The organism is Kribbella sp. NPDC051586 (genome assembly GCF_044453965.1).
GTDB lineage: Bacteria > Actinomycetota > Actinomycetes > Propionibacteriales > Kribbellaceae > Kribbella.
On record NZ_JBITDF010000001.1, the window covers coordinates 1,721,952 to 1,748,759 of the forward strand.

29 protein-coding genes and 1 tRNA gene are annotated in these 26,808 nt (G+C 69.1%); 21 read left to right on the plus strand and 9 right to left on the minus strand.

Annotation, left to right across the window (positions count from 1 at the left end; translation table 11 throughout):
* Positions 1–52: 52 nt before the first annotated feature.
* Positions 53–979 (plus strand): helix-turn-helix domain-containing protein, encoded by a 927-nt coding sequence (locus ACIA58_RS08600; protein ID WP_396402959.1) that lies wholly within the window; start codon positions 53–55, stop codon positions 977–979.
* A gap of 94 nt (positions 980–1,073) precedes the next feature.
* On the opposite strand, the gene ACIA58_RS08605 is transcribed toward ACIA58_RS08600, so the two are convergent.
* Positions 1,074–1,880 (minus strand): hypothetical protein, encoded by an 807-nt coding sequence (locus ACIA58_RS08605; RefSeq protein ID WP_396402960.1) that lies wholly within the window; start codon positions 1,878–1,880, stop codon positions 1,074–1,076.
* A gap of 244 nt (positions 1,881–2,124) precedes the next feature.
* Complete coding sequence (locus ACIA58_RS08610; protein WP_396402961.1) at positions 2,125–4,053, minus strand: Xaa-Pro dipeptidyl-peptidase; 1,929 nt, start codon at positions 4,051–4,053, stop codon at positions 2,125–2,127.
* A gap of 144 nt (positions 4,054–4,197) precedes the next feature.
* Here ACIA58_RS08610 and ACIA58_RS08615 point away from each other — a divergent pair, with 144 nt between their 5' ends.
* From ACIA58_RS08615 to ACIA58_RS08630, 4 genes are all read left to right on the plus strand, one after another.
* Positions 4,198–5,211, plus strand: coding sequence for a LacI family DNA-binding transcriptional regulator (locus tag ACIA58_RS08615; RefSeq protein ID WP_396402962.1), 1,014 nt, complete (start codon positions 4,198–4,200; stop codon positions 5,209–5,211).
* 24 nt (positions 5,212–5,235) lie between these two features.
* Positions 5,236–6,138 carry a 1,4-dihydroxy-2-naphthoyl-CoA synthase gene (locus ACIA58_RS08620; RefSeq protein WP_396402963.1) on the plus strand — a complete coding sequence of 301 codons (903 nt, stop codon included), beginning with the start codon at positions 5,236–5,238 and terminating at the stop codon, positions 6,136–6,138.
* A 95-nt stretch (positions 6,139–6,233) separates the two neighbouring features.
* Complete coding sequence (locus ACIA58_RS08625; RefSeq protein ID WP_396402964.1) at positions 6,234–7,199, plus strand: hypothetical protein; 966 nt, start codon at positions 6,234–6,236, stop codon at positions 7,197–7,199.
* A 3-nt stretch (positions 7,200–7,202) separates the two neighbouring features.
* Entirely contained in the window at positions 7,203–8,165 is a 963-nt protein-coding gene (locus ACIA58_RS08630) for a hypothetical protein (protein ID WP_396402965.1), read from the plus strand.
* A gap of 6 nt (positions 8,166–8,171) precedes the next feature.
* Here the strand turns inward: ACIA58_RS08630 and upp are convergent, their stop codons facing one another.
* Positions 8,172–8,813 carry a uracil phosphoribosyltransferase gene (gene upp, locus ACIA58_RS08635; RefSeq protein ID WP_396402966.1) on the minus strand — a complete coding sequence of 214 codons (642 nt, stop codon included), beginning with the start codon at positions 8,811–8,813 and terminating at the stop codon, positions 8,172–8,174.
* A 116-nt stretch (positions 8,814–8,929) separates the two neighbouring features.
* On the opposite strand from upp, the gene ACIA58_RS08640 reads away from it, so the two are divergent.
* The 5 genes from ACIA58_RS08640 to ACIA58_RS08660 all read left to right on the plus strand — a co-directional run bounded on the left by ACIA58_RS08640 (position 8,930) and on the right by ACIA58_RS08660 (position 12,002).
* Entirely contained in the window at positions 8,930–9,112 is a 183-nt protein-coding gene (locus ACIA58_RS08640) for a hypothetical protein (protein WP_396402967.1), read from the plus strand.
* 242 nt (positions 9,113–9,354) lie between these two features.
* Positions 9,355–9,828: a tRNA adenosine deaminase-associated protein gene (locus ACIA58_RS08645; RefSeq protein ID WP_396402968.1), complete on the plus strand. Its 474-nt coding sequence runs from the start codon at positions 9,355–9,357 to the stop codon at positions 9,826–9,828.
* 31 nt (positions 9,829–9,859) lie between these two features.
* Positions 9,860–10,288: a nucleoside deaminase gene (locus ACIA58_RS08650; protein ID WP_396403322.1), complete on the plus strand. Its 429-nt coding sequence runs from the start codon at positions 9,860–9,862 to the stop codon at positions 10,286–10,288.
* Positions 10,289–10,301: 13 nt separating this feature from the next.
* Positions 10,302–10,392: transfer RNA gene (locus tag ACIA58_RS08655), tRNA-Ser, on the plus strand.
* Positions 10,393–10,490: 98 nt separating this feature from the next.
* A complete protein-coding gene (locus ACIA58_RS08660; protein WP_396402969.1) occupies positions 10,491–12,002 on the plus strand; it encodes a potassium/proton antiporter in 1,512 nt (503 codons plus the stop codon).
* Positions 12,003–12,006: 4 nt separating this feature from the next.
* Here ACIA58_RS08660 and ACIA58_RS08665 read toward each other — a convergent pair whose 3' ends face one another.
* Both ACIA58_RS08665 and ACIA58_RS08670 read right to left on the minus strand, forming a co-directional pair.
* Complete coding sequence (locus ACIA58_RS08665) at positions 12,007–12,570, minus strand: LytR C-terminal domain-containing protein (protein ID WP_396402970.1); 564 nt, start codon at positions 12,568–12,570, stop codon at positions 12,007–12,009.
* A 28-nt stretch (positions 12,571–12,598) separates the two neighbouring features.
* The gene (locus ACIA58_RS08670; protein WP_396402971.1) at positions 12,599–12,892 is read right to left on the minus strand and encodes a type II toxin-antitoxin system VapB family antitoxin; all 294 of its coding nucleotides are present in this window, start codon (positions 12,890–12,892) and stop codon (positions 12,599–12,601) included.
* A gap of 177 nt (positions 12,893–13,069) precedes the next feature.
* Here ACIA58_RS08670 and ACIA58_RS08675 point away from each other — a divergent pair, with 177 nt between their 5' ends.
* The 5 genes from ACIA58_RS08675 to ACIA58_RS08695 all read left to right on the plus strand — a co-directional run bounded on the left by ACIA58_RS08675 (position 13,070) and on the right by ACIA58_RS08695 (position 18,080).
* Positions 13,070–14,629, plus strand: coding sequence for a helicase HerA-like domain-containing protein (locus tag ACIA58_RS08675; protein ID WP_396402972.1), 1,560 nt, complete (start codon positions 13,070–13,072; stop codon positions 14,627–14,629).
* A 148-nt stretch (positions 14,630–14,777) separates the two neighbouring features.
* Positions 14,778–16,115 carry a diguanylate cyclase gene (locus ACIA58_RS08680; protein WP_396402973.1) on the plus strand — a complete coding sequence of 446 codons (1,338 nt, stop codon included), beginning with the start codon at positions 14,778–14,780 and terminating at the stop codon, positions 16,113–16,115.
* A 21-nt stretch (positions 16,116–16,136) separates the two neighbouring features.
* Positions 16,137–16,661 (plus strand): SigE family RNA polymerase sigma factor, encoded by a 525-nt coding sequence (locus tag ACIA58_RS08685; protein ID WP_396402974.1) that lies wholly within the window; start codon positions 16,137–16,139, stop codon positions 16,659–16,661.
* Entirely contained in the window at positions 16,658–17,350 is a 693-nt protein-coding gene (locus ACIA58_RS08690) for a hypothetical protein (protein ID WP_396402975.1), read from the plus strand. The genes ACIA58_RS08685 and ACIA58_RS08690 overlap by 4 nt, the downstream gene beginning before the upstream one ends.
* Before the next feature lie 64 nt (positions 17,351–17,414).
* On the plus strand, positions 17,415–18,080 hold the full coding sequence (locus tag ACIA58_RS08695; protein WP_396402976.1) for a hypothetical protein: 666 nt from the start codon (positions 17,415–17,417) through the stop codon (positions 18,078–18,080).
* Positions 18,081–18,128: 48 nt separating this feature from the next.
* Here the strand turns inward: ACIA58_RS08695 and ACIA58_RS08700 are convergent, their stop codons facing one another.
* Positions 18,129–19,325: a hypothetical protein gene (locus ACIA58_RS08700; RefSeq protein WP_396402977.1), complete on the minus strand. Its 1,197-nt coding sequence runs from the start codon at positions 19,323–19,325 to the stop codon at positions 18,129–18,131.
* Between the two features lie 156 nt (positions 19,326–19,481).
* Between ACIA58_RS08700 and ACIA58_RS08705 the strand changes: the two genes are divergently transcribed.
* Together ACIA58_RS08705 and ACIA58_RS08710 are read left to right on the plus strand one after the other, a co-directional pair.
* Positions 19,482–19,997, plus strand: a complete 516-nt coding sequence (locus ACIA58_RS08705) for a SigE family RNA polymerase sigma factor (RefSeq protein ID WP_396402978.1) — start codon at positions 19,482–19,484, stop codon at positions 19,995–19,997.
* On the plus strand, positions 19,997–21,079 hold the full coding sequence (locus ACIA58_RS08710; RefSeq protein ID WP_396402979.1) for a hypothetical protein: 1,083 nt from the start codon (positions 19,997–19,999) through the stop codon (positions 21,077–21,079). The genes ACIA58_RS08705 and ACIA58_RS08710 overlap by 1 nt, the downstream gene beginning before the upstream one ends.
* Before the next feature lie 38 nt (positions 21,080–21,117).
* Here the strand turns inward: ACIA58_RS08710 and ACIA58_RS08715 are convergent, their stop codons facing one another.
* Positions 21,118–21,621 carry a DinB family protein gene (locus ACIA58_RS08715; protein ID WP_396402980.1) on the minus strand — a complete coding sequence of 168 codons (504 nt, stop codon included), beginning with the start codon at positions 21,619–21,621 and terminating at the stop codon, positions 21,118–21,120.
* A complete protein-coding gene (locus ACIA58_RS08720; protein ID WP_396402981.1) occupies positions 21,618–22,412 on the minus strand; it encodes a helix-turn-helix domain-containing protein in 795 nt (264 codons plus the stop codon). Before ACIA58_RS08720 ends, ACIA58_RS08715 begins: the two co-directional genes overlap by 4 nt.
* Before the next feature lie 113 nt (positions 22,413–22,525).
* Here ACIA58_RS08720 and ACIA58_RS08725 point away from each other — a divergent pair, with 113 nt between their 5' ends.
* Both ACIA58_RS08725 and ACIA58_RS08730 read left to right on the plus strand, forming a co-directional pair.
* On the plus strand, positions 22,526–22,888 hold the full coding sequence (locus ACIA58_RS08725; protein WP_396402982.1) for a nuclear transport factor 2 family protein: 363 nt from the start codon (positions 22,526–22,528) through the stop codon (positions 22,886–22,888).
* Between the two features lie 168 nt (positions 22,889–23,056).
* A complete protein-coding gene (locus ACIA58_RS08730) occupies positions 23,057–23,800 on the plus strand; it encodes a phytanoyl-CoA dioxygenase family protein (protein ID WP_396402983.1) in 744 nt (247 codons plus the stop codon).
* Here ACIA58_RS08730 and ACIA58_RS08735 read toward each other — a convergent pair.
* The gene (locus tag ACIA58_RS08735; protein ID WP_396402984.1) at positions 23,792–24,649 is read right to left on the minus strand and encodes an aminoglycoside phosphotransferase family protein; all 858 of its coding nucleotides are present in this window, start codon (positions 24,647–24,649) and stop codon (positions 23,792–23,794) included. The two genes, ACIA58_RS08730 and ACIA58_RS08735, sit on opposite strands and share 9 nt — an antisense overlap.
* Before the next feature lie 89 nt (positions 24,650–24,738).
* Between ACIA58_RS08735 and ACIA58_RS08740 the strand changes: the two genes are divergently transcribed.
* Both ACIA58_RS08740 and ACIA58_RS08745 read left to right on the plus strand, forming a co-directional pair.
* Positions 24,739–25,539 carry a methyltransferase domain-containing protein gene (locus ACIA58_RS08740; protein WP_396402985.1) on the plus strand — a complete coding sequence of 267 codons (801 nt, stop codon included), beginning with the start codon at positions 24,739–24,741 and terminating at the stop codon, positions 25,537–25,539.
* Positions 25,540–25,964: 425 nt separating this feature from the next.
* A complete protein-coding gene (locus ACIA58_RS08745) occupies positions 25,965–26,717 on the plus strand; it encodes a hypothetical protein (RefSeq protein ID WP_396402986.1) in 753 nt (250 codons plus the stop codon).
* Positions 26,718–26,808 lie beyond the last annotated feature (91 nt).

Genomic DNA, 26,808 nt, shown 5'->3' on the forward strand with positions numbered 1-26,808 from the left:
TCCGCAATCTCGATCAAGTCGGCGGCGGGCGGATGGGGGCAGAGTGGTGGGCATGGCGGATGTGTTCGAGGAGTTCGTGGCGGTGGTCGCGGCCGGGATGGCTGCGCCCTGCGAGTCGGTGCACGGGGCCGGGCTCGCGGAGCGCGTGCATCTGTCCCGGTTCCACTTCGACCGCGTGATCGGGGCGGTGGCCGGGGAGTCGCCGTTCGCGTTCCGGCGGCGGGTGCTACTGGAGCGGGCGGCGTACCGGCTGCTGACCGAGGCGGTCGCCGTACTCGAGGTTGCTGTTGAGGCCGGGTACGGGTCGCACGAGGCGTTCACCCGCGCGTTCGCCAGGTCGTACGGGATGTCGCCACGCGAGTGGCGTCGGGAAGCGTCGCGGGTGTTCTTCCTGTCGGCGCCGAGTGGAGTGCATTTCCAGCCGCCGGCCGGACTACGGCTGCCGGCCCGCAGAAAGGTGAGAGGGATGGACGTACTGGTCAGAATGGTCGAGCACCACGTCTGGTTGACGGGCGAGCTGATCGAACGCGGCGGTCGCCTGGACGCCGCCACCCTGGACCGCCCGATCGAGCTGTCGGTCGAAGGAATCGACGACGACATCTCGATCCGGTACCTGCTGGACCGCCTGGTCTGGCAGGAGGAGATGTGGTTGGCCTCCGTCGAGGACCGCCCGTTCGAGGTCCCCGAGTGCGGCCGCGAGGTCACCACCCCGATCTCCGAACTCCGCACCCGCCACGCCGACGCCGGCTCCCGCTTCGTCGCCCTGGTCAACCAACTCAACGAGGACGGCCGCTTCGACGAGAGCTTCGTCGACACCACCTGCGAACCACCCCGCGTCTTCACCTATGGCGGCATGGTCGCCCACGTCCTGACCTTCGCCGCCCACCGCCGCGCCCTCCTCCTAGGCGCCTTCTACACCGCCGGCATCACCGACCTCTCCTCCGGCGACCCGATGCACTTCGTAGCCGAAGGCAACTAATCCGCCGAGTCGTGAAGAATGGCTGCGATCGCGAGCCGTTTCTCACGACTCGGCGATCGGGGCAGGGACCAAACGCCACGAGTCGGCGGAGTGATCAGGCGGCGAGGCGGGGGTTGTGGCGGCGGGCGTGGAGGTCCTGGGAGATGCGGGCGACGACGGTGCCGGGGATATGGAGAAGGTCGTACGCCGTGACGATGCGGACGAGCCAGCCTGCGCGTTCGAGGTTCTCACGGCGGCGGATGTCCTGGCGCCATTGACGGGCATCCCCGAGATGGTGCTGACCGTCGTACTCGATCGCGAACTTGAGCTCGGGGTAGCTCAGATCCGGCTGCGCCAGCCAGCCGCCCCCGGAGTCACTGACGACCTGACCGACCCGCGGCTCGGGGAGCCCGTTGAGGACGAGCAGGAGCCGCAGCCGGGATTCCATCGGAGAGTCGACGCCCGACCGGACGAGCGCAGCGGCTTCGCGAGCGAGCCGGATGCCCCGGACGCCGATCGTCGCGGCCGTCAGCTCGACGAGATGCTCCGGCTTCACCTCGGTACGCCGTACCAGGGAATCGCCCGCCGCGACCAGGTCGACGAGGTCGCAGTACGGGGCCAGGTCGAGGAACGTGCGCTCGGGCGGAGTCACCGGCAGCCCATCCCGGAGTACCTGCTCGAGGTTCTGTACTTCGTGAACGCGCAGGCCATTCACCCGCGGCAGACTGACGTGCGGATCGCGCTCGACCGTCAGATGTACGACATCGTCGGCGCGGTCGTTGGCGGACCACAGGCTCAAAGCCGTCTGGTGGCTGACGACCGCCCCGGGCGTCAGCAACAACGCGGCCTCAGCCTGCACGCGCGGCGTGACCGCAACGTGCGCGTCGACGTACACCGACCCCAACACACGCCGGTAACGCACGCCACGCAGCACACCCCGAGACACCCCCGCGGCCCGTGCCTGCGCTGCCGTCAACACCCCACCATTCTCCCAATTTCCCCCACGACCTGCCGCCCGTTATCCACACCCCCGCCGAGTCGTGGCGAATGGTTCCGGCCCCGGGCCGCGAGTCGTGGATCGAGGCAGATTTTGCGAGCCGATATCCACGACTGGACGGGAGCCGGCCGAGCCGATCTCCACGAGTCGGCGAAGGGGCGGCGGGGGGTCAGTTCTTTGGGTCGTGGAGGTTGGGGCGTTGGGTGGGGGTGGTGATGTCTACGTCGATGGGGTGGATCTGGGTGGGGGCGAGGAGTTTGCCGGAGGTGACCGGGATGTTGAGTTTGCTGCCGGCCAGGTCGATGTCGATGGTGGCGCCGGTGTCGTTGGGGGAGGTCCACTCGGTGTCGGAGAGGGTGACGGCCAGGCCCAGGACGCGGCCCTTCGGGATGACCTGGTCCTGGGCGCGGAGGGGGACGTTCACCGTCGTCCACTTGCCGGGGGTCAGGGGAGTCGGGGTCGTGAGCGATTTGCTGTGGGCGGCGTCGATCCAGCCACGGCTGACGATGCCGTGGTCGCTCTGGGTGGTGAGCTTGTCGACGGTGAAGTAGCAACTGTCGTCGTAGTCGGTGCTCGAACCCTCACAGGTGCTGTCGTCGGTGGTACGGATCCCGGAGTACCGCTCCGCGTCGCCGTACTCGATCAGGCGGGCGGTGATCGGCGTCGTCGACGAGTCCGACTTCACCCGGAGCGTGACCGAGGGTGTGCCGCTGATCCGCATCGGGGCGGTGAGCGGCGCGGACAGGAACATCTGCCGCCCGGCGATGACCTCCGACGGGTCCGCGACGATGTCGTCCTCGGTCAGGTCGGGATCGTCCGTGATCATCACCGAACCCTTGCCCGCGGCACCTAGCTTGCCGACCGACAGCGGCACCGAGGCCGGCCGGTTCACGGCCGGCCAGGTCTTGTAGTTGCGCCAGACGTCGGGCGACGTCTCGATCGAGACGGCCGGCTCCTTCATCACGCCGTTCTGCAGGCCCTGCAGCCAATAGTCGAACCACTTGTGCAGCTCGTCCACCCACTCGTCGCGGCGGAACTCGAACGGGTCGACGTGGTCCTCGAGCCCCAGCCACAACTTCCGCGGGACGTTGTTGCGCGACAGCGCCGACCACCACTGCGAGAAGTGGTTGGTCTGCACGTTGTAGTCGCTGAGCCCGTGCGTCATGAAGACCGACGCCTTCACCTTCGACGCGTTCTTCGTGTAGTCGCGCTCGGACCAGAACGCCGTGTAGTTGCCGGTGTCATCGTCGTCGTTGTCGCCGAGATCGCCGCGGACGTCCTCACACGCGGGGCTGTCGTGGCCGACGTACCCGCCGAGCCAAGGCATGTAGTCGTCGGAGTACGGTACGCCGCCGGAGCGGGTGTAGTCGTACCACGACGAGATGGCCGAGATCGGCACGATCGTCTTCAGGCCCTTCACCCCGGTCGCGGCGACGCCGTTCGCGAGCGTTCCGTCGTACGACTTGCCGATCATCCCGACCGCGCCGGTGGTCCAGGTCGCCTTCACCGCTTGCCCGTCGGCATCGTGCGCGGTGTTGCGGCCGTTCAGCCAGTCGATCACGTCGACGACGGACTGGATCTCGTCGCGGCCGCCGACGTCGCCGCAGCCGGTGGAGCGGCCGGTGCCGAGGATGTCGACGCCGATCATCGCGTACCCGCGCGGGACGAAGTAGTTGTCGTAGAACAACGGCATCTTCTGGATCATGCCGTCGCCGTCGTACGTCTTCTTCTCGTTCTCGTTGCCGCGTCCGCAGCAGGAGTAGTACGGCGACGCGTCCATGATGACCGGGATCTTCACGCCGGTGAGGGCGGGCTCGCTCGGCCGGACGATGTCGACCGCGACCACGTCGTCCTTGCCGTCGGAGTCGGTGTCCATGGTGGTGTCGACGTACACCGACTCGCGGAGCGCGTTCGCGTAGTCGTAGACCGGCTGCGTGCTCTTGCTGCGCGCATCGACGTGCTGCGGCACACTGGGTGCTGCCGGGGCAGCAAGGGGTCCGTCCGGGACAGGAGCAGCCACGGCGGGACCGGCGATGGTCGCGAGGCTCAGCACGGCGGACGAGACCAGGATCGTCACCCTGGCGCGGACGGTCGTCATGGCTGGGAAGGCTAGTCACTCGCGCGCCTCAACGCCAGGTTCTGCCGAGAATGGCAGCGACGTGCCCGATACTCAGCGTGAGAACGGGCGATTCGATAGGGTGACCGCCACCGCCCCCGGGGGGACGCACGAAAGGGTAGGCCAGTGAATCTGCGAGCACCGGTGACATTGCTGGACGTTGCACAGCGTGCGGGTGTGTCGGTCGCGACCGCCTCCCGTGTGCTGAACGGCGGGGACCGGGTTCCCCGTCCGGAACTGCAGGAGCGGGTCAAGGCAGCCGCCGACGAGCTCGGCTACACGCCGAACGCGCAGGCCCAGGCCCTGGCCAAGTCGTCGACGAACGTCGTCGGCATCCTGGTGCACGACATCGAGGACCCGTACTTCGCCGCGATCGCGAACGGCGTGATGCGCGCCGCCGACGAACGCAACCTGCTGGTGATGATGGCCAGCACGTTCCGGGACTCCGACCGCGAGATCGCTTACCTGTCGTCGTTGCGGGCCCAGCGGGCGCGCGCGGCGGTGATGATCGGCAGCCGGCGTACGGATGCGGACAGCCTGTCGCGGACGGCGTCCGAGGTGGAGACTTTCCTCAATTCCGGCGCGGGTCTCGCACTGGTCAGCCAGTCCGGGATGCCCGCGCACACGGTCGAGCCGGACAACCGCACCGGTTCGGCCGATCTGGCCCGCGAGCTGGTCGCGCTCGGGTGGCGGAAGTTCGCCGTACTGGGTGGGCCCGAGACGCTCGCGACCGCACGGGACCGGCGGGCCGGGTTCGTGGCCGGCCTGGCCGAGGCCGGGTTGCAGCCGGTAGCGATCGAGGCCGGCGACTTCACCCGCGACGGTGGGTACGCCGCTGCGGAGCAACTGCTCGATCGGCAGGCCGATGTGGACTGTGTGTTCGCGGTCAACGACGTGATGGCGGTCGGCGCGATGTCCGCCTTGCGGACGCGGGGTGTCGACGTACCGGGCAGGCTCGGCGTCGCCGGATTCGACGACATCGCGACGCTGCGCGACGTGTGGCCCGGTCTGACGACGGTTCGGCTGCCGCTGGAGCAGATGGGCCGGCGTGCGCTCGAGCTCGCGATCGAGGGCGGCGACGTGACGACGGAGACGTTCAAGGCGGAAGTAGTACTGCGGGAGAGCACCGCACGGGCCTGAAAAGCCTCGGAATATGCTCCCGGGGTGACTGTTTCCGAGATCTTCGACCCGTCGGCCTGGAAGCAGGTGGACGGCTTCGAGCTGACCGACATCACCTATCACCGGGCAGTTGACGCCGGTGTGGTGCGGATCGCGTTCAACCGGCCCGAGGTGCGCAACGCGTTCCGGCCGCGGACCGTCGACGAGCTGTACCGCGTGCTCGACCACGCCCGGATGTCGACCGATGTCGGTTGCGTGCTGCTGACCGGCAACGGCCCGTCGCCCAAGGACGGCGGCTGGGCGTTCTGCTCCGGCGGCGATCAGCGGATCCGTGGCAAGGACGGTTACAAGTACGCCGAGGGCACCACGGCCGACACGATCGACTCCGCGAAGGCGGGCCGCCTGCACATCCTCGAAGTGCAGCGGCTGATCCGCTTCATGTCGAAGGTCGTGATCTGCGTCGTTCCCGGTTGGGCCGCGGGCGGCGGGCACAGCCTGCACGTGGTCGCGGACCTGACGCTGGCCTCGGCGGAGCACGCGCGGTTCAAGCAGACCGACGCGGACGTGGCGTCGTTCGACGGCGGGTTCGGGTCGGCGTACCTGGCCCGTCAGGTCGGGCAGAAGTTCGCGCGGGAGATCTTCTTCCTGGGCGACGAGTACTCCGCCGAGGACGCGTACCGGATGGGCATGGTGAACAAGGTCGTCCCGCACGCCGAGCTCGAGGCGGTCGCGCTCGAGTGGGGCAAGAAGATCTGCGCGAAGTCGCCGACCGCGCAGCGGATGCTCAAGTACGCGTTCAACCTGATCGACGACGGCCTGGTCGGCCAGCAGTTGTTCGCGGGCGAGGCGACCCGGCTCGCCTACGGCACCGACGAGGCGGCCGAGGGTCGCGACGCGTTCCTCGAGAAGCGCGACCCGGACTGGTCGCCGTACCCGTACGCGTACTAGCTCTGACAGTTTTTAACATCGATCTCTGTGGTTTTCACAGAAATTTTCGTGCGAACTGCTGACAGTTCGCGGTAGATCGCTTACCGTCGGGCGCTATGAACAATCTCTCCCGCCGTGGATTGCTCGTTGGCGCCGGTGCGCTGCTCGCCGCCGGGGCCGTCGGCTCACCCGCTTCCGCCCGCCCGTTCACGCTGCTGCCGTCGCGTAGGTTCGTCCTGGACGGGCCTGGCGGAGAGGCGTTCCGGAGCAAGCCGCTGGCCGACGTGACGGTCATGCAGTCGATTGCGTTCGACAACCACAATCAGCGACTCTTCGCCGGCCAGTTGCGTGCGGGCTCGCCGGCCAACAGCGGCGACCTCACCTTGACGCAGCTCACGCTCGCCGGTGACGTCGTCGGGCACATGTACCTGAGCGGGTTCGGCCACGCGGTCTCGATCGGAGCCGAGGCGGTCGGGCGGACGACGTACCTGTGGACCGAGACCGACGTGGACACGGCGAACGCTCGTGGCCGGCAGGTCGCTCGCTTCCCGTGGCAGGACGGCGCGACGTTGACGAAGGACTCGCCCGGCCTGCGGAGCTGGAAACCGGTCGCGGACGGAGCTGTCTTCACACCGTCGGTCGATCAGCTGCATGGCCGGATCGGGATCCGGCACACGCTGGCGGACGGGTTCCACATCAACGTGTACTCGCTGGCGGCCGCGCGGGCCGGTGACTTCTCGCGCGTGCTCGCGTCGTTCAAGCAGCCCGCGATGACACCCGACATCGACTTCCAGGGCTGGGCGCTGTACGGCTCGTACGTCTACCTGTGGGAGGGCGAGGCGTACGCCGGTGCGCCCGACCCGAACGTGGCGACGTCGAAGCTCTGGACCTACGACATCAACAAAGGCGAGATCGTCGAGTCCGTGAAGATCGTGGACGGCGCCGACCTGGTCTACCGCGAGGCCGAGGGGGTCGGTGTGCACGTCGACCGGTTCGGCCGCGCCCAGCTGCGGTTCGGCTTCGCCTCCGGTGTCGCGGGCGATCGCCGGGCCAACCTCTTTTATCGCAACAGATTGGTCTAGCCAATGGACAACCTGTCCCGCCGCGGGTTGCTGACGGGTGCCGGCGTATTACTTGCCGCAGGCACCTTCGGCGTACCCGCGGCCACCGCCCGGACCCTGTCCCTCCCGAAGTCCAAGCGCTTCAAGATGAGCGCGACCACCAACGAGTTCTTCCGCAGTCAGCCGCTGCACGACGCGACCGTGATGCAGTCCTTCGCGTTCGACACCCCGAACAACCGGCTGTTCGCGGCGCAGTTGCGTGGCGGCAGCGGCGCCAACAGCGGCGATGTCGCGCTGACGCAGCTCGACTTCTCCGGCAACGAGCTCGGCTACATGTACCTGACCGGGTTCGGGCACGTGGTCTCGATCGGGGCCGAGGCCTCCGGGACCACGACGTACCTGTGGACCGAGACCGACGTCGACACGACCAACGGGCGTGGCCGTCAGATCTGCCGCTTTCCTTGGCAGAACGGGAAGACGCTGACGTCGGCATCGGTGACGAAGTGGAAGCCGGTCGCGGCCGGGAGCGTGTTCACACCGGCCGTCGATCAGCGCTTCGGGCAGCTGGGTGTTCGGCACTCGCTCTCGGACGGGATGCACATCAACGTGTACTCGCTGGCCGCCGCGCGGACGGGCGACTTCTCGACGGTGCTCGCGTCGTTCAAGCAGCCGGCGCTGACGGCCGGGATCGACTTCCAGGGCTGGGCCTTGTACGGCTCGTACGCGTACTTCTGGGAGGGCGAGGCGTACCCGGGCGACCCCGACGAGACCAAGGCGACCTCGAAGCTGTGGTGCTACGACATCAACGCCGGCCAACTCGTCGACTCGTTCCTCACGCTGGCCGGGAAGAGCCTCACCTACCGCGAGCCCGAGGGGATGGCGGTCTACGGCTCCACCGACGCGACCGCCCGGCTGTACTTCGGCTTCGCCTCCGGCCTCACCGGTGACCGCCGCGCCAACCTCTTCTACCGCAACACCCTCGTCTGACCAGAGCTATTGGGCGACGCCGTACAAGCGGTCTCCGGCGTCGCCCAGGCCCGGCACGATGTAGCCCTTGTCGTTGAGGTGGGAGTCCATGCCGGCGATCACGAGGTTGCACGGGACGTCGAGGTGGTCAAGCTCGCGCTCGACGCGCTCCACGCCCTCTGGGGCGGCGAGCAGGCAGATCGCGGTGATGTGGTCGGCGCCGCGGTCGACGAGGAACTGGATCGCCGCGGCCAGCGTGCCGCCGGTCGCCAGCATCGGATCGAGGACGTAGCACTGGCGACCGGACAGGTCCTCCGGCAGCCGTTCGGCGTACGTCGAGGCTGTCAGCGTCTCCTCGTTCCGGACCATCCCCAGGAAGCCGACCTCCGCTGTCGGGAGCAGCCGGGTCATGCCCTCGAGCATGCCCAGCCCGGCCCGCAGGATCGGCACGACGAGCGGCTTCGGTGCGGCCAGCTTGACGCCCTCCGCCTCCGCGACCGGGGTCTGGACAGTGACCGGACCGGTCCGAACGTCGCGGGTCGCCTCGTAGGCGAGCAGCGTGACGAGCTCCTCGGTCAGCCGCCGGAACGTGGGTGAGTCCGTGTGCTCGTCGCGCAGCGCGGTGAGCTTGTGGGCGACGAGCGGGTGGTCCACGACGAGGATCTGCATAAGCCGGAACGCTACCGGAGTGACGCGCTCGGCGATTCGCGACGGCGAAGCGCGCTCGCTGTCAGACTCGGAAGTGCATTGGAATGTGCCCTGTCTCGCCCACCAGGAGTACGCCGATGACCATCGAGCCCAGACCGCGCCTGGTTGTCCCCCGCCGCGACCTCGACCGGCTGCGCCGGCGTGCCGAGTTCCTGCGCGAGCTGGAGGAGGCGAAGGCCCTGCGCGACCGGATCGCGCCCCGGCGGGCCCGCGTCCGGCGGCTCCGCGAGGCGATGCGCAGAGCGACGTACCATCACTAGGCGGGGGTCTGGGGGACCTGCCCGACTGTTGACTGGTGTTGGCGGATCTGATACCGCTCCGAGATCGCGCGGAGAGGCAGAGTCTGGGACGATGACCCGGTGTCCGATGCCATGGCTGGGCCGATGACTCTGCTGACGCCACGCCTCCGGCGCGGCGGATCATGGGGCTGTGACTCCCGGCCTTCCCTCGTCACTCCGGTCGCTTCGCTCCCTCCGCTCCTCAGTCCAGGCCGGGAGGCCCCATGATCGTCGACCTCGATTTCGCGGTCGCCGCTTACACCGAGGACGGGAACTGGACCGTCACCCCGCTGGTGCTCCGTGGTGAGCCGGACCTGTCCGCGCTGGTGTCCGCACTGCGCCGCTACCCGGGCGAGGGCGGCGTGCTCGGGATGGTCTCGGTCGACGAGGACTTCTTCGTCCTGGTCCGCGTCGCCGGTGGCCGGGCGCGGTTGCTGATCTCCGACGTGACCGCCGCGACCGAGTGGCCGATCGCCCGGCAGGTCGTCGACGAGCTCGACATCCCGCTGGCCGATGACGACGACGAGCAGGTGCCGGCCGGCGACCTCGCCATCCTCGCCGACCTCGGGATGACCGCGATGGACCTCGGCGCGCTGTGCGACGACGTCGACCTCTACCCGGAGGAGATGCTCGAGGAGATCGCCGAGGCGCTTGGGTTCGGCAACCAGTTCCACGACGCGATCGAAGCTGTTGGCTAGCCCGATCCTGCGGCGCGAGTGGTCGCGGTTGATGACGCTGGCGCTCGAGGAGGGCGACAAGGCGTTGCCCGACGTACCGATCGGGGCGGTCGTGGTGGACGCCGGCGGTCAGGTGATCGGGCGCGGTCACAACGAGCGCGAGACGACCGGCGACCCGACCGCGCATGCCGAAGTACTGGCGATCCGGGAGGCGGCGCGGCACGTCGGCGAGTGGCGGCTGACCGGGTGCACCCTGGTCGTCACGCTGGAGCCGTGCACGATGTGCGCCGGGGCGATCGTGCTGTCCCGGCTCGACCGGCTGGTCTTCGCGGCGTACGACGAGAAGGCGGGCGCGGTGGGATCGCTGTGGGACGTCGTACGGGACCGCCGGCTCAACCATCGGCCCGAGGTGGTCGGCGGGGTGATGGCCGACGAGGCGGGCGCGCGGCTGCGCGATTTCTTCATTCGTCACCGGCCTTGATATTGTCCTCGGCGGTGGCGTGTCCGAGCGGCCGAAGGAGCGCGCCTCGAAAGCGCGTGACGGGCAACCCCCGTCCGAGGGTTCAAATCCCTCCGCCACCGCCAACCACCCTTCGGGGTGGAGATAGGCCGGAGACCCTGATGCTGTGTGATGCGTCAGGGTTTTCGTCTCTCGGGACCTGAGCATCACACGGGAGGGCCCCATGGATGTATCGGAGCTCGACCGGATTCTGCTGGCGGGGGCCGCGGTCCTGCTGGTAGCGGTGGTCGCGGTGCGGTTGACGGCCCGGCTCGGGCTCCCGTCGCTGCTGATCTACCTGGGGATGGGGCTGCTCCTCGGTGAATCAGGGCCGGGGCACATCCATTTCGAGGACGCGCAGCTGGCGCATGCGCTGGGGTTCGCGGCGCTGGTCGTGATCCTGATCGAGGGCGGCCTGACCACCCGGTGGAACGAAGTACGCCCGGTGATGCCGCTCGGGCTCGTCCTCGCCACGGTCGGAGTCGCGATCAGCGTCGGCGTGGTCGCCTGCGTGGCGCATTTCGTCCTGGGGCTCAGCTGGCAGCTGTCCGTGCTGCTCGGGGCGGTGACGTCGCCGACCGACGCCGCGGCCGTGTTCTCGGTGCTCAGACGGGTGCCGATCCGTCCACGGCTGCGCGGCGCACTCGAGGCCGAGTCCGGTCTGAACGACGCCCCGACCGTGCTGCTGGTCACCCTGGTGAGCACGGGCGAGGTCGGTGAGAAGGGCTTGCTGTCGTTCGCCGGCCTGGTGCTGTACGAGTTGGTGGTCGGCGCGCTGTTCGGCCTGCTGATCGGGTGGGTCAGCGTCGGGCTGATCCGGCGGATGGCGCTCGGGTCGGCAGGGCTGTACCCGCTCGCGGTGATGTCGGTGGCCTTCATCTCGTACGCCGGTGGGTCCGTTCTGCTGCACGTATCGGGGTTCGCGGCCGTCTATGTGACCGCGCTGGTGCTCGGGCGGGCGGAGCTGCCCCACCGGATGGCGACCCGGTCGTTCGTCGACGGGATCGCGTGGCTCGCGCAGATCGGGCTGTTCGTGATGCTCGGCCTGCTGGCGTCGCCGGGGCGGTTCCGGTTGAACGACGTACTGGTCGCGCTGGTGATCGGGATCGCGGTGACGGTCGTCGGGCGGTTCGCGTCGGTGGCGGTCTCGGCGGCGCCGTTCCGGCTGCCGTGGCGGGAGAAGGCGTTCATCTCGTGGGCGGGACTGCGGGGCGCGGTGCCGATCGTGCTGGCGACGATCCCGCTGGCCGAGGGGGTGCCGCGGGCGGACCGGATCTTCGACGTGGTGTTCGTGCTGGTCCTGCTGTTCACGCTGCTGCAAGGGCCGTCGCTGCCCTGGCTGGCGGGCCGGCTGAAGGTCCTGGACGAGAACGCTGCGCACGAGGTGGACATCGACGTGGCGCCGCTGGAGTCGCTCGGCGCGGACATGCTGCAGGTCTTCGTCCCGAGCGAGTCACGGCTCGCCGGGGTCGAGATCGGCGAACTCCGGCTGCCGCCCGGCGTCTCGGTCTCGCTCGTCATCCGCGGCGAACGTGCCTTCGTCCCGGACCGCCGTACCGTCCTCCGCGCCGCCGACGCGATGCTGGTGGTGGCTCCCAGCCCCGTCCGCGAACAGACCGTCCGCCGCCTGCGGGCCGTCTCCAGAGCAGGCCGCCTCGCCGGCTGGTTCGGCGAGCGCGGCCGCGAGCAGCACTGACGCGTCAGTTCGGGTTCTGTCCCGAGGGGATGGGCTGGGTGGAGTGGACCACCGGGAGGCAGACCGTGCTTCCGGCCGGGACCTGGACGGACGGCAGGCCCTTGAGCTTGACCGAGCCGAAGCCGGCACCGATGACCAGGTCGACGGTGTGGTCGGTGCGACCGTCGGCGACCGGGACGGCCTTCTGGTTCAACTGGCCGGCGACCAGCGCGAGCTCGGGCGAGTTCGCCGCGACGCCGCGGAGCTCGGCCACGTCGACCTTGTTGCCCTTGGGCTCGTTGGAGATCTTGCCGATGTTGAAGCCGCGCTGCTTCAGCGCGTCGGCGACCCGCTGCGCGGAGCCCGCCCTGGCGCCGCCGTTGTATACGTTCAGGACCACCTGCTTCGGGACCAGGCGGTTGTTCGGCAGCTTCTGCTCGACGCAGGTCTGCTCGGCGCTGCTGTTGATCAGGGACTTCCAGCCCCACCAGCCGCCGCCGGCGAGGATGCCGAGCAGGATCACCATCGTGATCGGCGTACGCCAGCGGATGCGCGAATGCGGCCTCGGCTGCGGATGGATCGCTGTCATCGGCTCAACCCCCGTGAGCAGACATGGGTCAGTCCACGACCAAGACCCGGGCGTGCAGGACCTGACGCTGCTGCAACGCGGCCCGGAGGGCGCGGTGCAGGCCGTCCTCGAGGTACAGGTCGCCCTTCCACTCCACGACGTGCGCGAACAGGTCGCCGTAGAAGGTCGAGTCCTCGTCGAGCAGCGCGTTCAGGTCCAGGGTGCCCTTCGTCGTGACGAGCTCGTCCAGCCGGACCTGGCGTGGCGGCAGCGAGGACCAGTCCTTCGGCCGCAGCCCGTGTTCCGGGTACGGCCGGTCGTCCCCGACGCGCTTGAAGATCACCCCCCGAAGTCTAGCGGGGTAACAGGTCTCAGGTGCAGGTCATGAATGTCACCGGAATAGTCCGGTGCCGCGTACAACCTTTCGGCGTCGCGAAACGTCCTATCCGGACAGCGGGGACTAGCATGCCGACCGGGTGGTACCGAGAGATTCCAGGCAACCGGGGAAAGGCGCGCTGACATGGCCGAGAATGCCGACGTCGTGGAGACCGTCAAGCAGGGGTACGCGTTCGAGGGGCCGGCGGTCGAGCTCGGCGCGTTGCTGGTCGACGGAGAGCCGAAACCGGAGGCGGCAGTCCGGATCCCGATGGGGATGATGAACCGGCACGGCCTGGTCGCCGGCGCCACCGGTACCGGCAAGACCAAGACCCTCCAGTTGATGGCGGAGCAGCTGTCCGCGGCCGGCGTGGCGGTGTTCGCGGCCGATATCAAGGGCGACCTGTCGGGCGTCTCGCAGCCCGGCGAGGGGAACGACAAGCTGCTGGCGCGGACCAAGTCGATCGGCCAGGACTGGACTGCGACCGGCTTCCCGACCGAGTTCTACGCGCTGGGCGGCCAGGGCACGGGGATCCCGATCCGGGCCACGATCACGTCGTTCGGGCCGGTGCTGCTGTCCAAGGTCCTCGGGCTGAACGACGTACAGGAGTCGTCGCTCGGGCTGATCTTCCACTACGCCGACAAGGCCGGGCTGACGCTGCTCGACATCAAGGACCTGCGTTCGGTCATCCAGCACCTCACCTCCGACGAGGGCAAGGACGACCTGAAGGAGCTCGGCGGGCTGTCCGCGGCCACCGCCGGCGTGATCCTGCGGTCGTTGATCGGGTTCGCGGACCAGGGGGCCGAGGCGTTCTTCGGCGAGCCCGAGTTCGACACCGCGGACCTGCTGCAGCAGCGGGACGGGAAGGGCGTCGTCTCGCTGCTCGAGCTGCCGAACCTGCAGGACCGGCCGGCGCTGTTCTCCACCTTCCTGATGTGGCTGCTGGCCGACCTGTTCCACGACCTGCCCGAGATCGGCGACGTGGACAAGCCGAAGCTGGTGTTCTTCTTCGACGAGGCGCACCTGCTGTTCAACGACGCGTCGAAGGCGTTCCTGGACGCGATCGCGCAGACCGTCCGGCTGATCCGGTCGAAGGGCATCGGCGTCTTCTTCGTCACCCAGACGCCGAAGGACGTGCCGGACGACGTACTGGCGCAGCTCGGCTCGCGGGTGCAGCACCAGCTGCGAGCGCACACGCCGAACGACGCGAAGGCGTTGAAGGCGACGGTGTCGACGTTCCCGAGCTCGTCGTACGACCTGGGTGAGGTGCTGACCCAGCTCGGGATCGGCGAGGCGATCGTGACCGTGATGAACGAGAAGGGCGCCCCGACGCCGGTCGCGTGGACCCGGCTGCGCGCGCCGCAGTCGCTGATGGCACCGGCGTCCGCGGAGCAGATGACCGCAGGGGTGCAGGCGTCGGCGAACAACGCGAAGTACTCGCAGCCGGTCGACCGCGAGTCGGCGTACGAGATGCTGGCGGCGAAGGTGCAGGCGGGCGCGGCGCAGGCCGAGGCCGAGAAGCAGGCCCAGGAGCAGGCCAAGCAGTCGCAGCAGCAGCCGCAGCACGAGTCGCGGCCGCGGTCGCAGAAGCAGGAGAAGTCGATGGTCGAGCAGGTGATCGGCTCGTCGGCCTTCAAGCAGTTCGCCCGCTCGGCCGGCCGGGAGATCGTCCGGGGGCTGTTCGGCTCTGCCAGGCGGCGCTGATCTTCCTTCCCCGCAAGGGAAATCCCGCATCTGATTGTTGATCAAACGACTGAATTCTGAAGGACCGTCGATCGTTTCCAAGTCGTCATCCACAGCCGCGCCGCCACGGATTGGGACCTGACGCTCACTCGTCGTACCGTGTGAGGTGATGGTTGCGCAGAGTAGGCGAGCGGTACGTTCCTGGGCGCTCTGGACCCTGACGGTCCCGGCGTTCGCCGTCGTGGTGCTCGTCGACCTGGCCGCCATCGGGTACGGCGTGCAGGCGTTCACGGACCGCCCGGACTGGCGCGGCCTGGACGTGGTGTTCGCGCTGACCGTCTCGGCGCTGATCTCGGTCGAGGGCGCTCGCCGGGTGGAGAGCCGGCGGCGGCGCGGCGGTGCGCTGCACAAGGACCTGGCCCCGGCCTGGATGATCGCCGCGGCCGTCATCCTGCATCCGGCGCTGGCCATCCTGGTCGCCGTACTGCTCCGGATCTGGTGGCGGATCCGGGCCGGCAAGTGCATCCCGTACCGGTGGGCCTTCTCGACCGCGGTGCACGTGCTCGCGGTCGGCGCCGCGCACGCGGTCTTCGTCTCGCTCCGCGACCTCGTCGGCGGCGACTTCGGTCTGGTCGTCTCGATGGTCGGCGCCGCCGCGGCGTACGTCGCGACCGACACCCTGCTCTGCGGCCTGGCGATCTCGCTGATCATCCCGGGCAGCAGCCGCCGCGAGGCCGTCGGCGGGCTGGACGACCTGTGTACCGACGCGACCGCCGCCACCCTCGGGTGCCTGCTCGCGGCGGCCTGCCTGATCAGCCCGTGGTTCGCGTTCGTGGCGATCCCGATCACGCTGACCGCTCAGCGCGCCCTGCTGCTCGGCCAACTGGAGTCCGAGGCCCAGACCGATCCGAAGACCAGCCTGACCCGGGTCGACTGGTGGCGCCGGCGGACCGAGGAGATGCTGCGGACCGCCCGGAACCAGCGCGAGCCGATGGCGGTCCTGCTGATCGACATCGACCACTTCAAGCTGGTCAACGACCGGCACGGCCACCTGGTCGGCGACGAGGCCCTGCGCGCGGTCGCGACCATCCTGCGCAGCGCCATCCGGGTCAAGGACGTGATCGGCCGGTTCGGCGGCGAGGAGTTCGTGATCGCGCTCCCGGACACCGGGCTCGACGAGGCGACAGTCACCGCGGACCGCCTCCGCAACGCGGTCTCGGCCAGTCCACTGGCCGCGATGTGCGCCGGCGTACTGGACGATCCGGATCTGGATCCGGACACGTTCCACCTGACGGTCAGCATCGGCGTCGCTGTCCACCCGGGTGACGGCGCGACCGTCGACGACCTGTTGCTCCGCGCGGACCGCGCGATGTACGCCGCCAAGGCCGCCGGCCGCAACCGGGTCCGCCTGGCCGCGGACGCCGTCGCGACGGCCCGGCTGAGCGGCTCGGACAAGATTTACGACGCGACAGAACCTTTGACCCCGGCGCGGCGTCCTGTTGCCTGAGGGCAACTGGACGGAGGCCGGATGGGTTCTGCGGGGAGTCGCGACGACGACTTCACGGCCTTCGTGCTGGCCAGGTCCGCTCGGCTGATGCATTTCGCGCGGATGCTGTGCGGGGATGCGGGGCTCGCCGAGGATCTGGTGCAAACGGCGTTGGAGAAGGCCTACCTGCGCTGGGACCGGATCGAGATGGCTGACCCCTTCGCGTATGTCCGGCAGGCGGTGGTCAACCAGCACCTGTCGTGGGTGCGGCGACGGCTCTGGCGGGAGCGGCCGAGTGGCGATCTCATGGACCTCGAGCCTTGGGCCGGCGCACTGAGTGATTCGGCCGGGCTCAGTGATCGCCGGCTGGCGTTGCTCAGTGCTCTGCGGTTGCTGACCCGGCGGGAGCGCGCGGTCGTCGTACTGCGGCATGTGGAGGACCTGTCCGAGGGGGACACCGCTGCTGTGCTCGGAGTGGCGGTCGGCACGGTGAAAAGCTCGAACGCCCGGGCCTTGCGGAAGCTCCGTGCGGCGCCGGCGTTGGCGGGAGTGGGAGAGACGGTATGAGCATCGAGAGCGAGCTCCGCGAGCTGCGGACGGACAGCCCGGCGCTGGACCCCGCGCGGGTGATCGCCGGAGCGCGGCGGCGGCGTCGCCGTGGGCTGCTCACGGCCGCCGCCGCATCGGCTGGAGTCGCTGGTGTTGCCGTAGTCGGCCTGCTGGTCGCGCAGGATCCTGTGGCCGTTGGTCCTCCGGTGGCTGCGACCCCCTCGTCGGTGACCCCGCCGGTGACCCCGTCTGTCACGCCGTCGCGATACGTCTTCCAGAACACCCGGCCTGCAGTGGTTTCGCTCGCCGCCGGTGTCGAGGTGAAGCTCGGTCCGTACCTGTCCTTCAAGACCAAGGGCACCCAGTGGGCGGTGATCAGCCGGCGGCCGGGTGAGCCGGTGTACGAGCCGTTCGGCTGGCGGCAGACAGTGGGGAACGCCAACATAGGCGACGGCGCGGATCCGGGGCTGCAGATCTCCGGCAACGTGGTGACGTCGGTGTTCAGGAGCCAGACGGCGGTCACAGTCGTCTACACGTCCGGCCGCAAGGCCTGGTACGGGCAGGTCCGCCGGCTGGCCGGCATCCCGGGCTGGGTCGCGGCGACCGCGGCGCTCCCGGCCGTCCCGCGGTCCGTCTTCGCGTACGACGCCGACGGCAAGCTGGTCGGGTGTCTGGGTGATCCCAAGGACGATCCGTTGCGCGGGTGAAGAACCTTTCTCGCGGCGGGCACGTCCTTCAGCCCGACAACGAAACCTTGCGAAAGGCAACGAGATGCGAGACAGGAGAGGACTGACCCGGCTGCTGCCGGCCGGCCTCGCCGCGGTCGCGGTGGCGGGCACGATGGTCGCCGTCGCGGTATTCACCGGGACGAACGACAAGGCCGCCGCTCAGGACACCGCGGTGGCGGGCGGTCCGGGTGGGACGATCGTGAAGACCACCACGGCTACGGCGCCGGTGAAGAAGGCGCCCAAGGCAACGAAGTACCAGTTCCAGAACGCCAGGCCCGCGGTCGGGACGCTGGCCTCCGGGCGGGAGGTGAAGCTCGGTCCGGGGCTGTACTTCAAGACCAAGGGCACGCAGTGGGCCGTGATCAGCCGACAGCCGGGTGAGCCGGCGTACGAGCCGTTCGGCTGGCGGCAAACCGTTGGCAACGCCAACATCGGCGACGGTACCGACCCGGGAATGCAGTCGGTCGGCGGTACGGTCAGCTCGGTCTTCAAGAGCTCGCAGGCCGCGACCGTCGTCTACACGGTCGGGACCAAGGCCTGGTACGGAAAGATCTACCGGCTCGCCGGGATCGCCGGCTGGGTCGAGTCCTCCGCGCAGGTGACTCCGTCGACGCCGCAGGGCTCGCGCAGCAACGGCGTCTTCGTGTACGACGCGCAGGGCAAGCTGCTCAAGCGCTTCGGTGGCGGAGCGGACCCGCTGGCTCGCTGACGCCGGGACTCCCGTACGTGGGCGGGCGTATGGGAGTCCCTGCTTGCGTCAGCAGGCGCCGAAGGAGCCGGCCGAGATCCACGCCTTCGCGACGTACATGCCCGCGTTGACGCGCAGCCAGATGTTGCTGGTGCCCTGCGAGCCGGTCACGCTCTCGCCGGTCGTCTGGCATTCGACGGTGACCTGCGCGGACTTGCCCGCCATCCCGACGATCGCGCCGGTCGAGTTCGGGGCGTTGCGGACGTTGAGGTAGCCGGACGAGATCGAGACCGTCCCGCGGCCGCCGTCACCCGTCCACAGGTACGTCACGTCGACGAACCCGTTGTCGGCCAGCTTCAGCGCGTCCCAGAACACGCCGTCCGCAAGGTCGATCCCAGCGGGGTTGGCAACGGTCCGGCCGAACTGGTCCTTCTTGCCGTTGTACCCGTCCTGGTACGCCGCCTGCGCCTCGGGCTTGCCCTGCGGCAGGTCCTTCCACATCTCGCGCGTCGCGCTCGGGTTCCAGTAGTCGTCCTTGGTGTTCCACGGGCCGACGTCCCACACCGGCTCGAACGCACACCGGGAAGCGGTGCAGACCTTGACCGAGTAGGTGCCGGACCCGCTGCCGGACAGGCCGCGACGTGACGGCAGTGCGACGAAGTGGTCCCGGCTCACGATCACGTGGCCGTTGGCCGTCGTGCCGCCGACCAGGCCTTCGCGGGTGGCGAAGACGTGCGACGTGAGCGGCGCGGCCTGAATGCCCATCCGCGACGCGACGACCTTGTCGGTCGGCTGCACGGACAGATCGGCAACGGATGGACTGCCGCCCGTCGGAGGCGCGGTCAGGATCACGCGCAGCTGGACCTGGTCGCTGGCGCTCGGCAGTGCGGTCGGGATGCCGGCCCTCGCCTCGGTCCACTCTGACCATCGGCCATCGGCCCAGGACCGAATGTCGACCGACCCGGACATACCGTTTGGTATGGCGGCCGAGTAGCCGACCACCACGGCCGAGGTCAAGTCGGCGAAGTGGACCGGGGTGAGCTCTGCGAGTCCGGAGCGTTGGCTGATCTCGGCGGAGCCGATGGCGGCGGGTGCGTCGCCGAGGATGATCCGGCTGCCCTCGACCCGGACGTTGCTGGACCCCGCAACGGGCTGGGACACAGCGACGGGCTCGGGTACGGCGGCGGTGCTGGGCAAGGTCGCGGTAAAGATCGCCGCGGTCACGGCCAGACAGGCGGCGAGTGCGGCTGGACGGCTGGTACGCATGGGCGGAACCTCCGGGGCGGTGAAGGCTTGTGCACCCAATGTGACAAACAAACACCACCTCTGTATAGCCCGTGAATAAATTTCTCCCACTCCGAACAGAACCCGATCGGTGACTCAGCGGGTTTGGACCGGTGTGACAGAGGCTGAGGAGAATCGATGACCCGGACCGCGGACGCCGACTTCGAGCGATTCGTCGTGGCGCAGTCGACCCCTTTGCTCCGCTTCGCGGAGATGTTGTGCGGCGATCGGCATACCGCCGAGGACCTCGTGCAGCAGGCGTTGATGCGGTCGTATCCGAAATGGCACCGGCTGGAGGGCGACCCGTTGCGGTTCGTCCGGCGGGTGCTGGTCAACCGATTCCTCTCCCAGGCCCGCCGGCGCTGGAACAACGAAGTACCCAGTGATCCGGTAGCAAACGATTGGGACCAGCGAGCGGTGGCGGACTTCGCCGGGGCGGTCCAGACCAGGGAGGCCGTGCTCTCGGCCCTCGGTGGTCTGACCGTCCGGGAGAGAGCCGTGGTCGCGCTGCGCTACTCGCAGGATCTCTCCGAGGCCGAGACCGCCGAGCTGCTCGGCATGGCGGCCGGGACCGTGAAGAGCACGGCCTCCCGGGCGCTGGCCAAGTTGCGTCTGGCACCCGACCTGATCGACAGCGGAGTTGGAGGAAACTGATGAGTGACGAGCAGCAAGTACGGAACGCGCTGACCTATGAGATGGACCCGTGGCAGCCGGACACCGGTGACCTGATGCGGCGCGGCAAGCGGCTGACCTGGCTGCGCCGCGGACTGGCCGCGGCGGGCGTCACCGCCCTGGCCGGAACCGTTGCGACGGTGTCCGCCGCGGTCGGCGGACCGGCCCTTCCGGTGAAGAACATCCTGGCCGGCGGCGGAAAGCCGCCGGTGCCGGCCGTGGTTCCCGCCGGTACGCCGACGGCGCCGTCGGTGGACCCGACCTGCCTGCCGGCCAAGCCGCAGCTGCCCAAGGTGACGGTCTCGGTGAACAAGACCATCGACCCGAACAACCCGCCGAAGCTTCCGGCCACGCCGACGCTGCCGGCCGGCAAGCCGACGCTGCCGAGCAAGCCGAGCCTGCCGACCACCCGGCCCTCGTTGCCTGGTAAGGCGACCTTGCCGACGCGACCGGGCATCCCCACCACCAAGCCCACCATGCCGACCCTGCCGACGACGAAGCCGACGCTTCCGAACAAGCCGCAGCTCCCGCCGTCCAAGCCGCAGCTCCCGTCGACCAAGCCGACCCTGCCGTCCAAGCCGACCCTGCCGACCGGCAAGCCGACGCTGCCGAGCAAGCCGACGCTCCCGTCGCTGCCGACCGCCAAGCCGACCCTGCCGAGGAAGCCACAGCTCCCGACGACCAAGCCGACCCTGCCGGGCAAGCCTGCGATCCCGACCGCCAAGCCGTCGCTGCCGAGCAAGGCGATCCCGGCCGTGCCGGACTGCGTGCAGGGCGTTCCGACCGGGAAGCCCACGCTGCCGGGCAAGCCGACGCTCCCGGGCGTGCCGGGCAAGCCGTCCGTGCCGACGGCGAAGCCGACCGCCCCGAAGCCGGCCCTGCCGACGGTGACCGTCTCGGGCGGCGTGAAGGTGACGATCGACCCCGGCAAGGCGCAGACCAAGCCGTCCCTGCCGGCCAGGCCGACGCTCCCGGCGGTGCCGACGCCGACCTCGAACCACAGCATCCCGACGCCGGGCCTCCCGACGGCATTCCCCACCGGCCACCCCTCCTCAGGCCGGTAGGGCTCTCGGCCACCGGCGGGTAGGCCCTCCCTGCAGACCTACTCGCCGGTGGCCCCATCCACGAGCTCGCGGGCCACGTCCAAGTGGCCCGCGTGCCGTGCGTACTCCTGCAGGACGTGGAACAAGATCCAGTTCAGCGTGGGCCGGTCGTCAGACCCGAACCGTCCACCGGCCGCCGCGACCGCCGCGGGATCCGCACCGCTGACGACCTGCCGGGTGAACTCCCCACCCGCGTGCAGCTGAGCCAGCAGACTCTCCAGCGAGTCGTCCGGTGCGACCGCCCAGCGGCCCTCGGGGTCGTCACCCGAGTCACCCCACGGATGATCGACCTGCTCGGCAGTGAAACCCCAGCGCAGCCATCGTCGCTCCATGAAGACCAGATGCCTGAGCAGCTCGAGCGGCGACCACCCGGACGGCAGTCGGCTGCCACGCAACTCGGCGTCGCTCAGCCCGGTCAGCTTCTTCTCGATGATCTCGCGGTACCGATCGAGGTACTGCAGGTGCAGCTCGATCGTGTCGGCGACGTCCCTGCCCGGCTTCACGCGAGGCCTCGCAGATACTCCGCGGTCGCGTCGTCGGCGGGGTAGAACGACTCGATCATCAGCTCGGACACCGTCACGTCGAGCGGTGTGCCGAAGGTCGCGATCATCGTCAGCAGCGACAGCTCCCGCCCGTCGTACATGAGCTTGAACGGTACGACGACCTCGGCCGGACCGGGTGGGGCCGGTTTGTCGTCGAGGGCGTACTCGCGGAGTTCGTCGTACAGGTCCTGGAGCTCCGGGTCGGCGGTGCTGGCGGCCTGGCGCTGCAGGCTCGCGAGCGCGCTGGCGCGGACCTCGGCGATGTTGCCGATCCGCTTGGCCAGGCCGTCCGGGTGCAGGGTCAGCCGGAGCGCGTTGATCGGTGCCTGCAGCAACTTCTCGTCGACGCCGGCGGTGAAGATCTGGATCCCGGCGTTGGTCTCGACGATGTTCCACCAGCGGTCCACCACGAGCGCCGGGAACGGCTCGTGGGCCTTGAGCAGGCGGCGCAGGGTCTTGCGGACCGCGAGCATCGCCGGCGAGTGCAGCGACGCCTCGCTGTAGATCGGCGCGAACCCGCCGGCCAGGAGCAACTGGTTCCGATCGCGCAGTGGTACGTCGAGGTGCTCGGCCAGCCGCAGCACCATCTCCCGGCTCGGCCTGGACCGACCGGTCTCCACGAAACTCACATGCCGCGTGGACACCTCGACCCGGTTCGCCAGCTCGAGCTGACTGAGCCGGCGGCGCTCCCGCCAGCCGCGCAGAAGCTCGCCCACCGGGCGCTGGAACGTCTCCTCGATCGTCGCTGCCATACCCCGACCGTAGCGGTCCGCGTAGACATCTCCATTACCTCTGACGTCATCGACCGGAGCCCCGGCCCGGCGGCAGGGTTCTGGTCATCGAAACCTTCCGAGGAGGAAACACCATGAACGCAACCGCTCTCGCCGACCAGTACTTCGCGATGTGGAACGCCGCCGACGCCGACCGCCGGGCCGAGTTCATCGCCGGGACCTGGACCGACGACGCGACCTTCCAGGACCCGAGTTTCGAGACCACGGGCCACGACGAGCTGAACAAGCTGGTCGGCGCCGCGCAGCACATGTTCCCAGGCCTGTCGTTCGTCCGGACCGGCGACATCGACGAGCACCACTCCTACCTGCGCTGGACCTGGCACCTGAAGGCCGAGGGCCAGGACCCGGTCGCCGGCGGCACGGACATCGTCGTCCTCGACGCGGACGGCAAGATTCAGAAGCTGATCGGTTTCCACGATTTCGCCCCCGCGCACTGAACCTCAGTCATCCATCGGTGTTGGGGGTTCTCTGCTGGTGTGCAAGGGCAGAACCCCCAAGTCACGCGGATAACCCCTGAAATGGACGCCACCTTCTGGACAGGGAGCTGGCGATCGGGGACTGGTAAATGGGTGGAAGCCCGGCGGCAGTCGGCGCAGCATGGGCGAATGCTCACTGCCGAAGAGCTGGAGGTCTTCGAGCGCGACGGGATCGTGAAGCTCCCGTCCGCGTTCTCCGCCGACGATGCCGCGCGGATGCGGGACACCTTATGGGACGAGTTGTCCGAGCGGCACGGGATGGATCGCGACGACCGGTCGACCTGGACTCCGTCGCGGCCGACAGGTTTGAAGAGCACGAAGTCGTCTCGCGCGGCCCACGCGATCCTCGGGCCGCGGGTGCGATCGGCGCTCGACGGGCTGCTGGGTGAGTGGCTCGAGCCGAAGCACCAGGGGCAGGTCCTCGTCACGATGCCGGAGGGCGGCGCGTGGGTCGTCCCGCATCGCCAGTGGCACACGGACGTGGGCTTCGATGACACACCCCAGTCGGTCAAGATCTGGGCGTTGCTCGGCGACCTCGAGCCGGGTGGCGGCGGGACTCCGCAGGTCGCCGGCTCGCACAAGGTGATCGAGCGCTTCCTGACCACGACCGAAGAGCGCGAGTTCAAGGCTGTGCGTGACGAAGTACTGCGGTCAGATCCGTGGTTCCGCAACCTCACGTCCGAGGAGCGCACGGTAGACCCGATGGCGCCGGCCGACCTGGACGGTCTGCCGGTCCGGGTCATCGAGCTGACCGGTCAGGCCGGCGACGTGTACCTGACGCATCCGTGGATCCTGCACTCGATCGCGCGCAACGCGGCCGACACGCCCCGGATGATGCGCAGCCGCTTCATCTACAAAGCTTCATCATCGTGACAGGGCGCTGATCAGCCGGGCGCACCGGACCGGATCCTCGGTCAGTCCGGCAGCCAGTCCCCACAGCCAGTAGTCGACCGTTCGCCAGATCACCCAGTCGCGCGCCCGGTCCCGGTCCAGACCGGCTTCGCGGACCGCAAGATCGAAGTACGGGACGATGTCGGTCATCTTGTCGAGGTCCCACCACAGGACGCGACCGAGGTCGAACTCGATGTCGCCGCGGTACAGCACCGGGTCGACGATCAGCCACGCCTCCCGGTCCCCGGCCAGGACCTGGCCGGAGTGGAAGTCGCCGTTGACCGCCGCGGTCGAGGTGGTCTCGGTCGGGGCGATGTCGAGTGCCTCGCGCAGGATCGCGGCGTCGAACGGACGGCCGAGCCGCTCCCACTGCGGCTCCAGCTCGGCCGACCGCGTCGTCACGATGTCCGCGGTCGACAGCGCATCCTCCGGCCCGGGCACGGCGATCCTGCGCATCAGCTGCCCGAGTACGGCGATCGCTTCGTCGATCGGCCGGGTCGTCAACGGAGTCGACAGCCGCTCGAGCAGCATCGCCCCGGCCTCGGCGTCGTCGTCCAGCAACAGGACCATGCCGCGGCCGTCCCACCATTTCAGCGCCCGGGCGTGCTGCGTGACCTCGTCACCGGACGGCGACATCCGCAGTACGAGCTCCATGCCGTCCCGCTCGACCGGTACGACGATCGCGTTCGATCCATGGGCGATCGGGCCTGCCACAGCGAGGTTCCAGCGGCGGCACTGCTCGTCGACTGCTCGCGGCAGCGACTCCAGCCAGGCCTGCCCTTCGGTCCACCAGCGTGGCATTTCGAGGAACGTCCGGGGCAGCTCTATCACCCCGAAACCGTAGCGGGGCACCCCGGGGCACGCCCCTTGATTTCCAAAAGGCCTCCCCGGGAACGGAATCGCAGACCATGATGTGGGACATGGGCGGAGAGGTTGACGTGGACGGGTTGCAGTTCGACCCGGAAGTTTCCCGGCAGATCGAGTCGGTCTACCGGACGCCGGATGTGATCGAACAGCGACGGGTGGTGCGGGCGGCTCTGGCGTTGCGGCCCGGGGATCGCGTGCTGGACGCCGGTGTCGGACCAGGGCTGCTGGCGGCCGAGATGGCCGGTGAGGTCGGGCCGGACGGCCGGATCTGTGGCATCGACATCAGCGAGAGCATGCTCGCGATCGCAGGGAGCCGGACAGACGTGCCGGGCGGGCCGCGGATCGAGCTGGAGCTCGCATCGGTCGCGCGGATCCCGCATCCGGCGGAGAGCTTCGACGTGGTGGTCTCGACCCAGGTCTTCGAGTACGTCGACGACGTGGCCGCCGCGCTGGAAGAGGTACGACGGGTGCTCCGGCCGGCAGGTCGCGTCGTACTGCTCGACACCGACTGGGGTTCGGCGGTGTGGCGGTCGAGCGACGACGGGCGGATGGCCCGGGTGCTCACCGCGTTCGAGGACCATCTGGCCGATCCGCATCTGCCCCGGACGCTGGGCGACGTACTGGCCAAGTCCGGTTTCACGCTTACGCACGAGCAGGTGGTGCCGATTCTCAACACGGGGTACGACGCGCGCACGTACAGTGCCGGTCTGATCGACATCGTGTCGGACTTCGTCCCTGGTCATGCCGACGTCACCGAGGACGAGGCGCGCGCCTGGGCGGACGATCTGCGGAGCCTCGGCGCGAGCTACTTCTTCAGCCTGAACAGGTACCTGTTCGTCGCGTCCGCACTCTGAACCCCGTACCCCGGCGGGTGCATCCTGGGAGAGACACACCCGCCGGGCCGGTCGTTCTCCCGCCCCTCAGTGGGAGAACTCGCGGCTCGGTGAACACCACCCATGCCCGAATGGCACTGACCGAACCGCGGGACCACCTAGAGGTACCCCAGGTCGCCCGTTCGCACACACCCCGGCACGCGGATCGGACGGAAAACTTCACGTTCCTCAAACCTTCACAGCTAGTTACCTGACCTGGCACGCGCCTACCCTGGGTCAGGATTTCGCCCGCCGGGGGTCGGCGCGCGATCGTCCAGGGGGAAGGAACGGGGCTATGCCGGAAGTGTTCGACGACGAGTTGACCGACGACGAGCTGGACCAGCTGGAGGCGCTCGGCGCCGCCGAGGACGCGGAGCTGATCCTCGGCCCGGCGACCGGGGAAAAAGATGCCTGAGGCAAGGATTTCCTGGCGCGGGGTGACGATGAACCGGCGGACCGTGGCGATGGTCGAGGCCGCCGAGCAGCTGTACAAGTCGAAGTTCGCGATCCTGCAGGGGTCGTACAACAAGGGCGGCGTGGAGGCGTCGGCCGGCACGCACGACGGCGGCGGCGCGGTCGACATCGACGTACGGACCAAGAGCGCCGCCCAGCGGGTCGCGGTGGTGAAGGCGATGCGCGCGGTCGGGTTCGCCGCCTGGATCCGGACACCGGCGCAGGGCAACTGGCCGTACCACGTGCACGCGATCGCGGTCGGCGACAAGGACCTGTCCCGCGGCGCGGCGGTCCAGGTCACGGAGTACCACCGCAAGCTCAACGGCCTGGCGAACCGCGGCAAGGACGACGGGCCGCCCGGGTACTACGGGATGACCTGGGAGCTGTACCTGAAGGCACACCCGCCGAAGCAGCCGGTGCCGGACTCGACGATCTCGCTCGCCGCGATGGCGTACGCGCGGACGCACGACGCGATGACCGGCGTGTGGGGCGCGGACCGGGCCAGGGTGATCGCCTGGGCGGCGCATCCGCGGGTCGGCGCGATCAGCAAGGCCGAGACCGTCCCGCCGGCGGGCGTGCCGTGGCACCTGCACTTCCAGCGAGTGATCCGGAAGGTGCAACTGCACTTCAAGCTGGAGGTGACCGGGATCTTCAACACCTCGGTCGCCGCGGTGATGAAGCGGTACGGCTACACGATCGTTTCCTGAGCGCGTCGCGACATGGGCAAGGCCCCACCGGTAGCAGCCGGTGGGGCCTTGTTGGTCCACTACCGCCCGGGCATCCCCGGTGCAGCTGTGG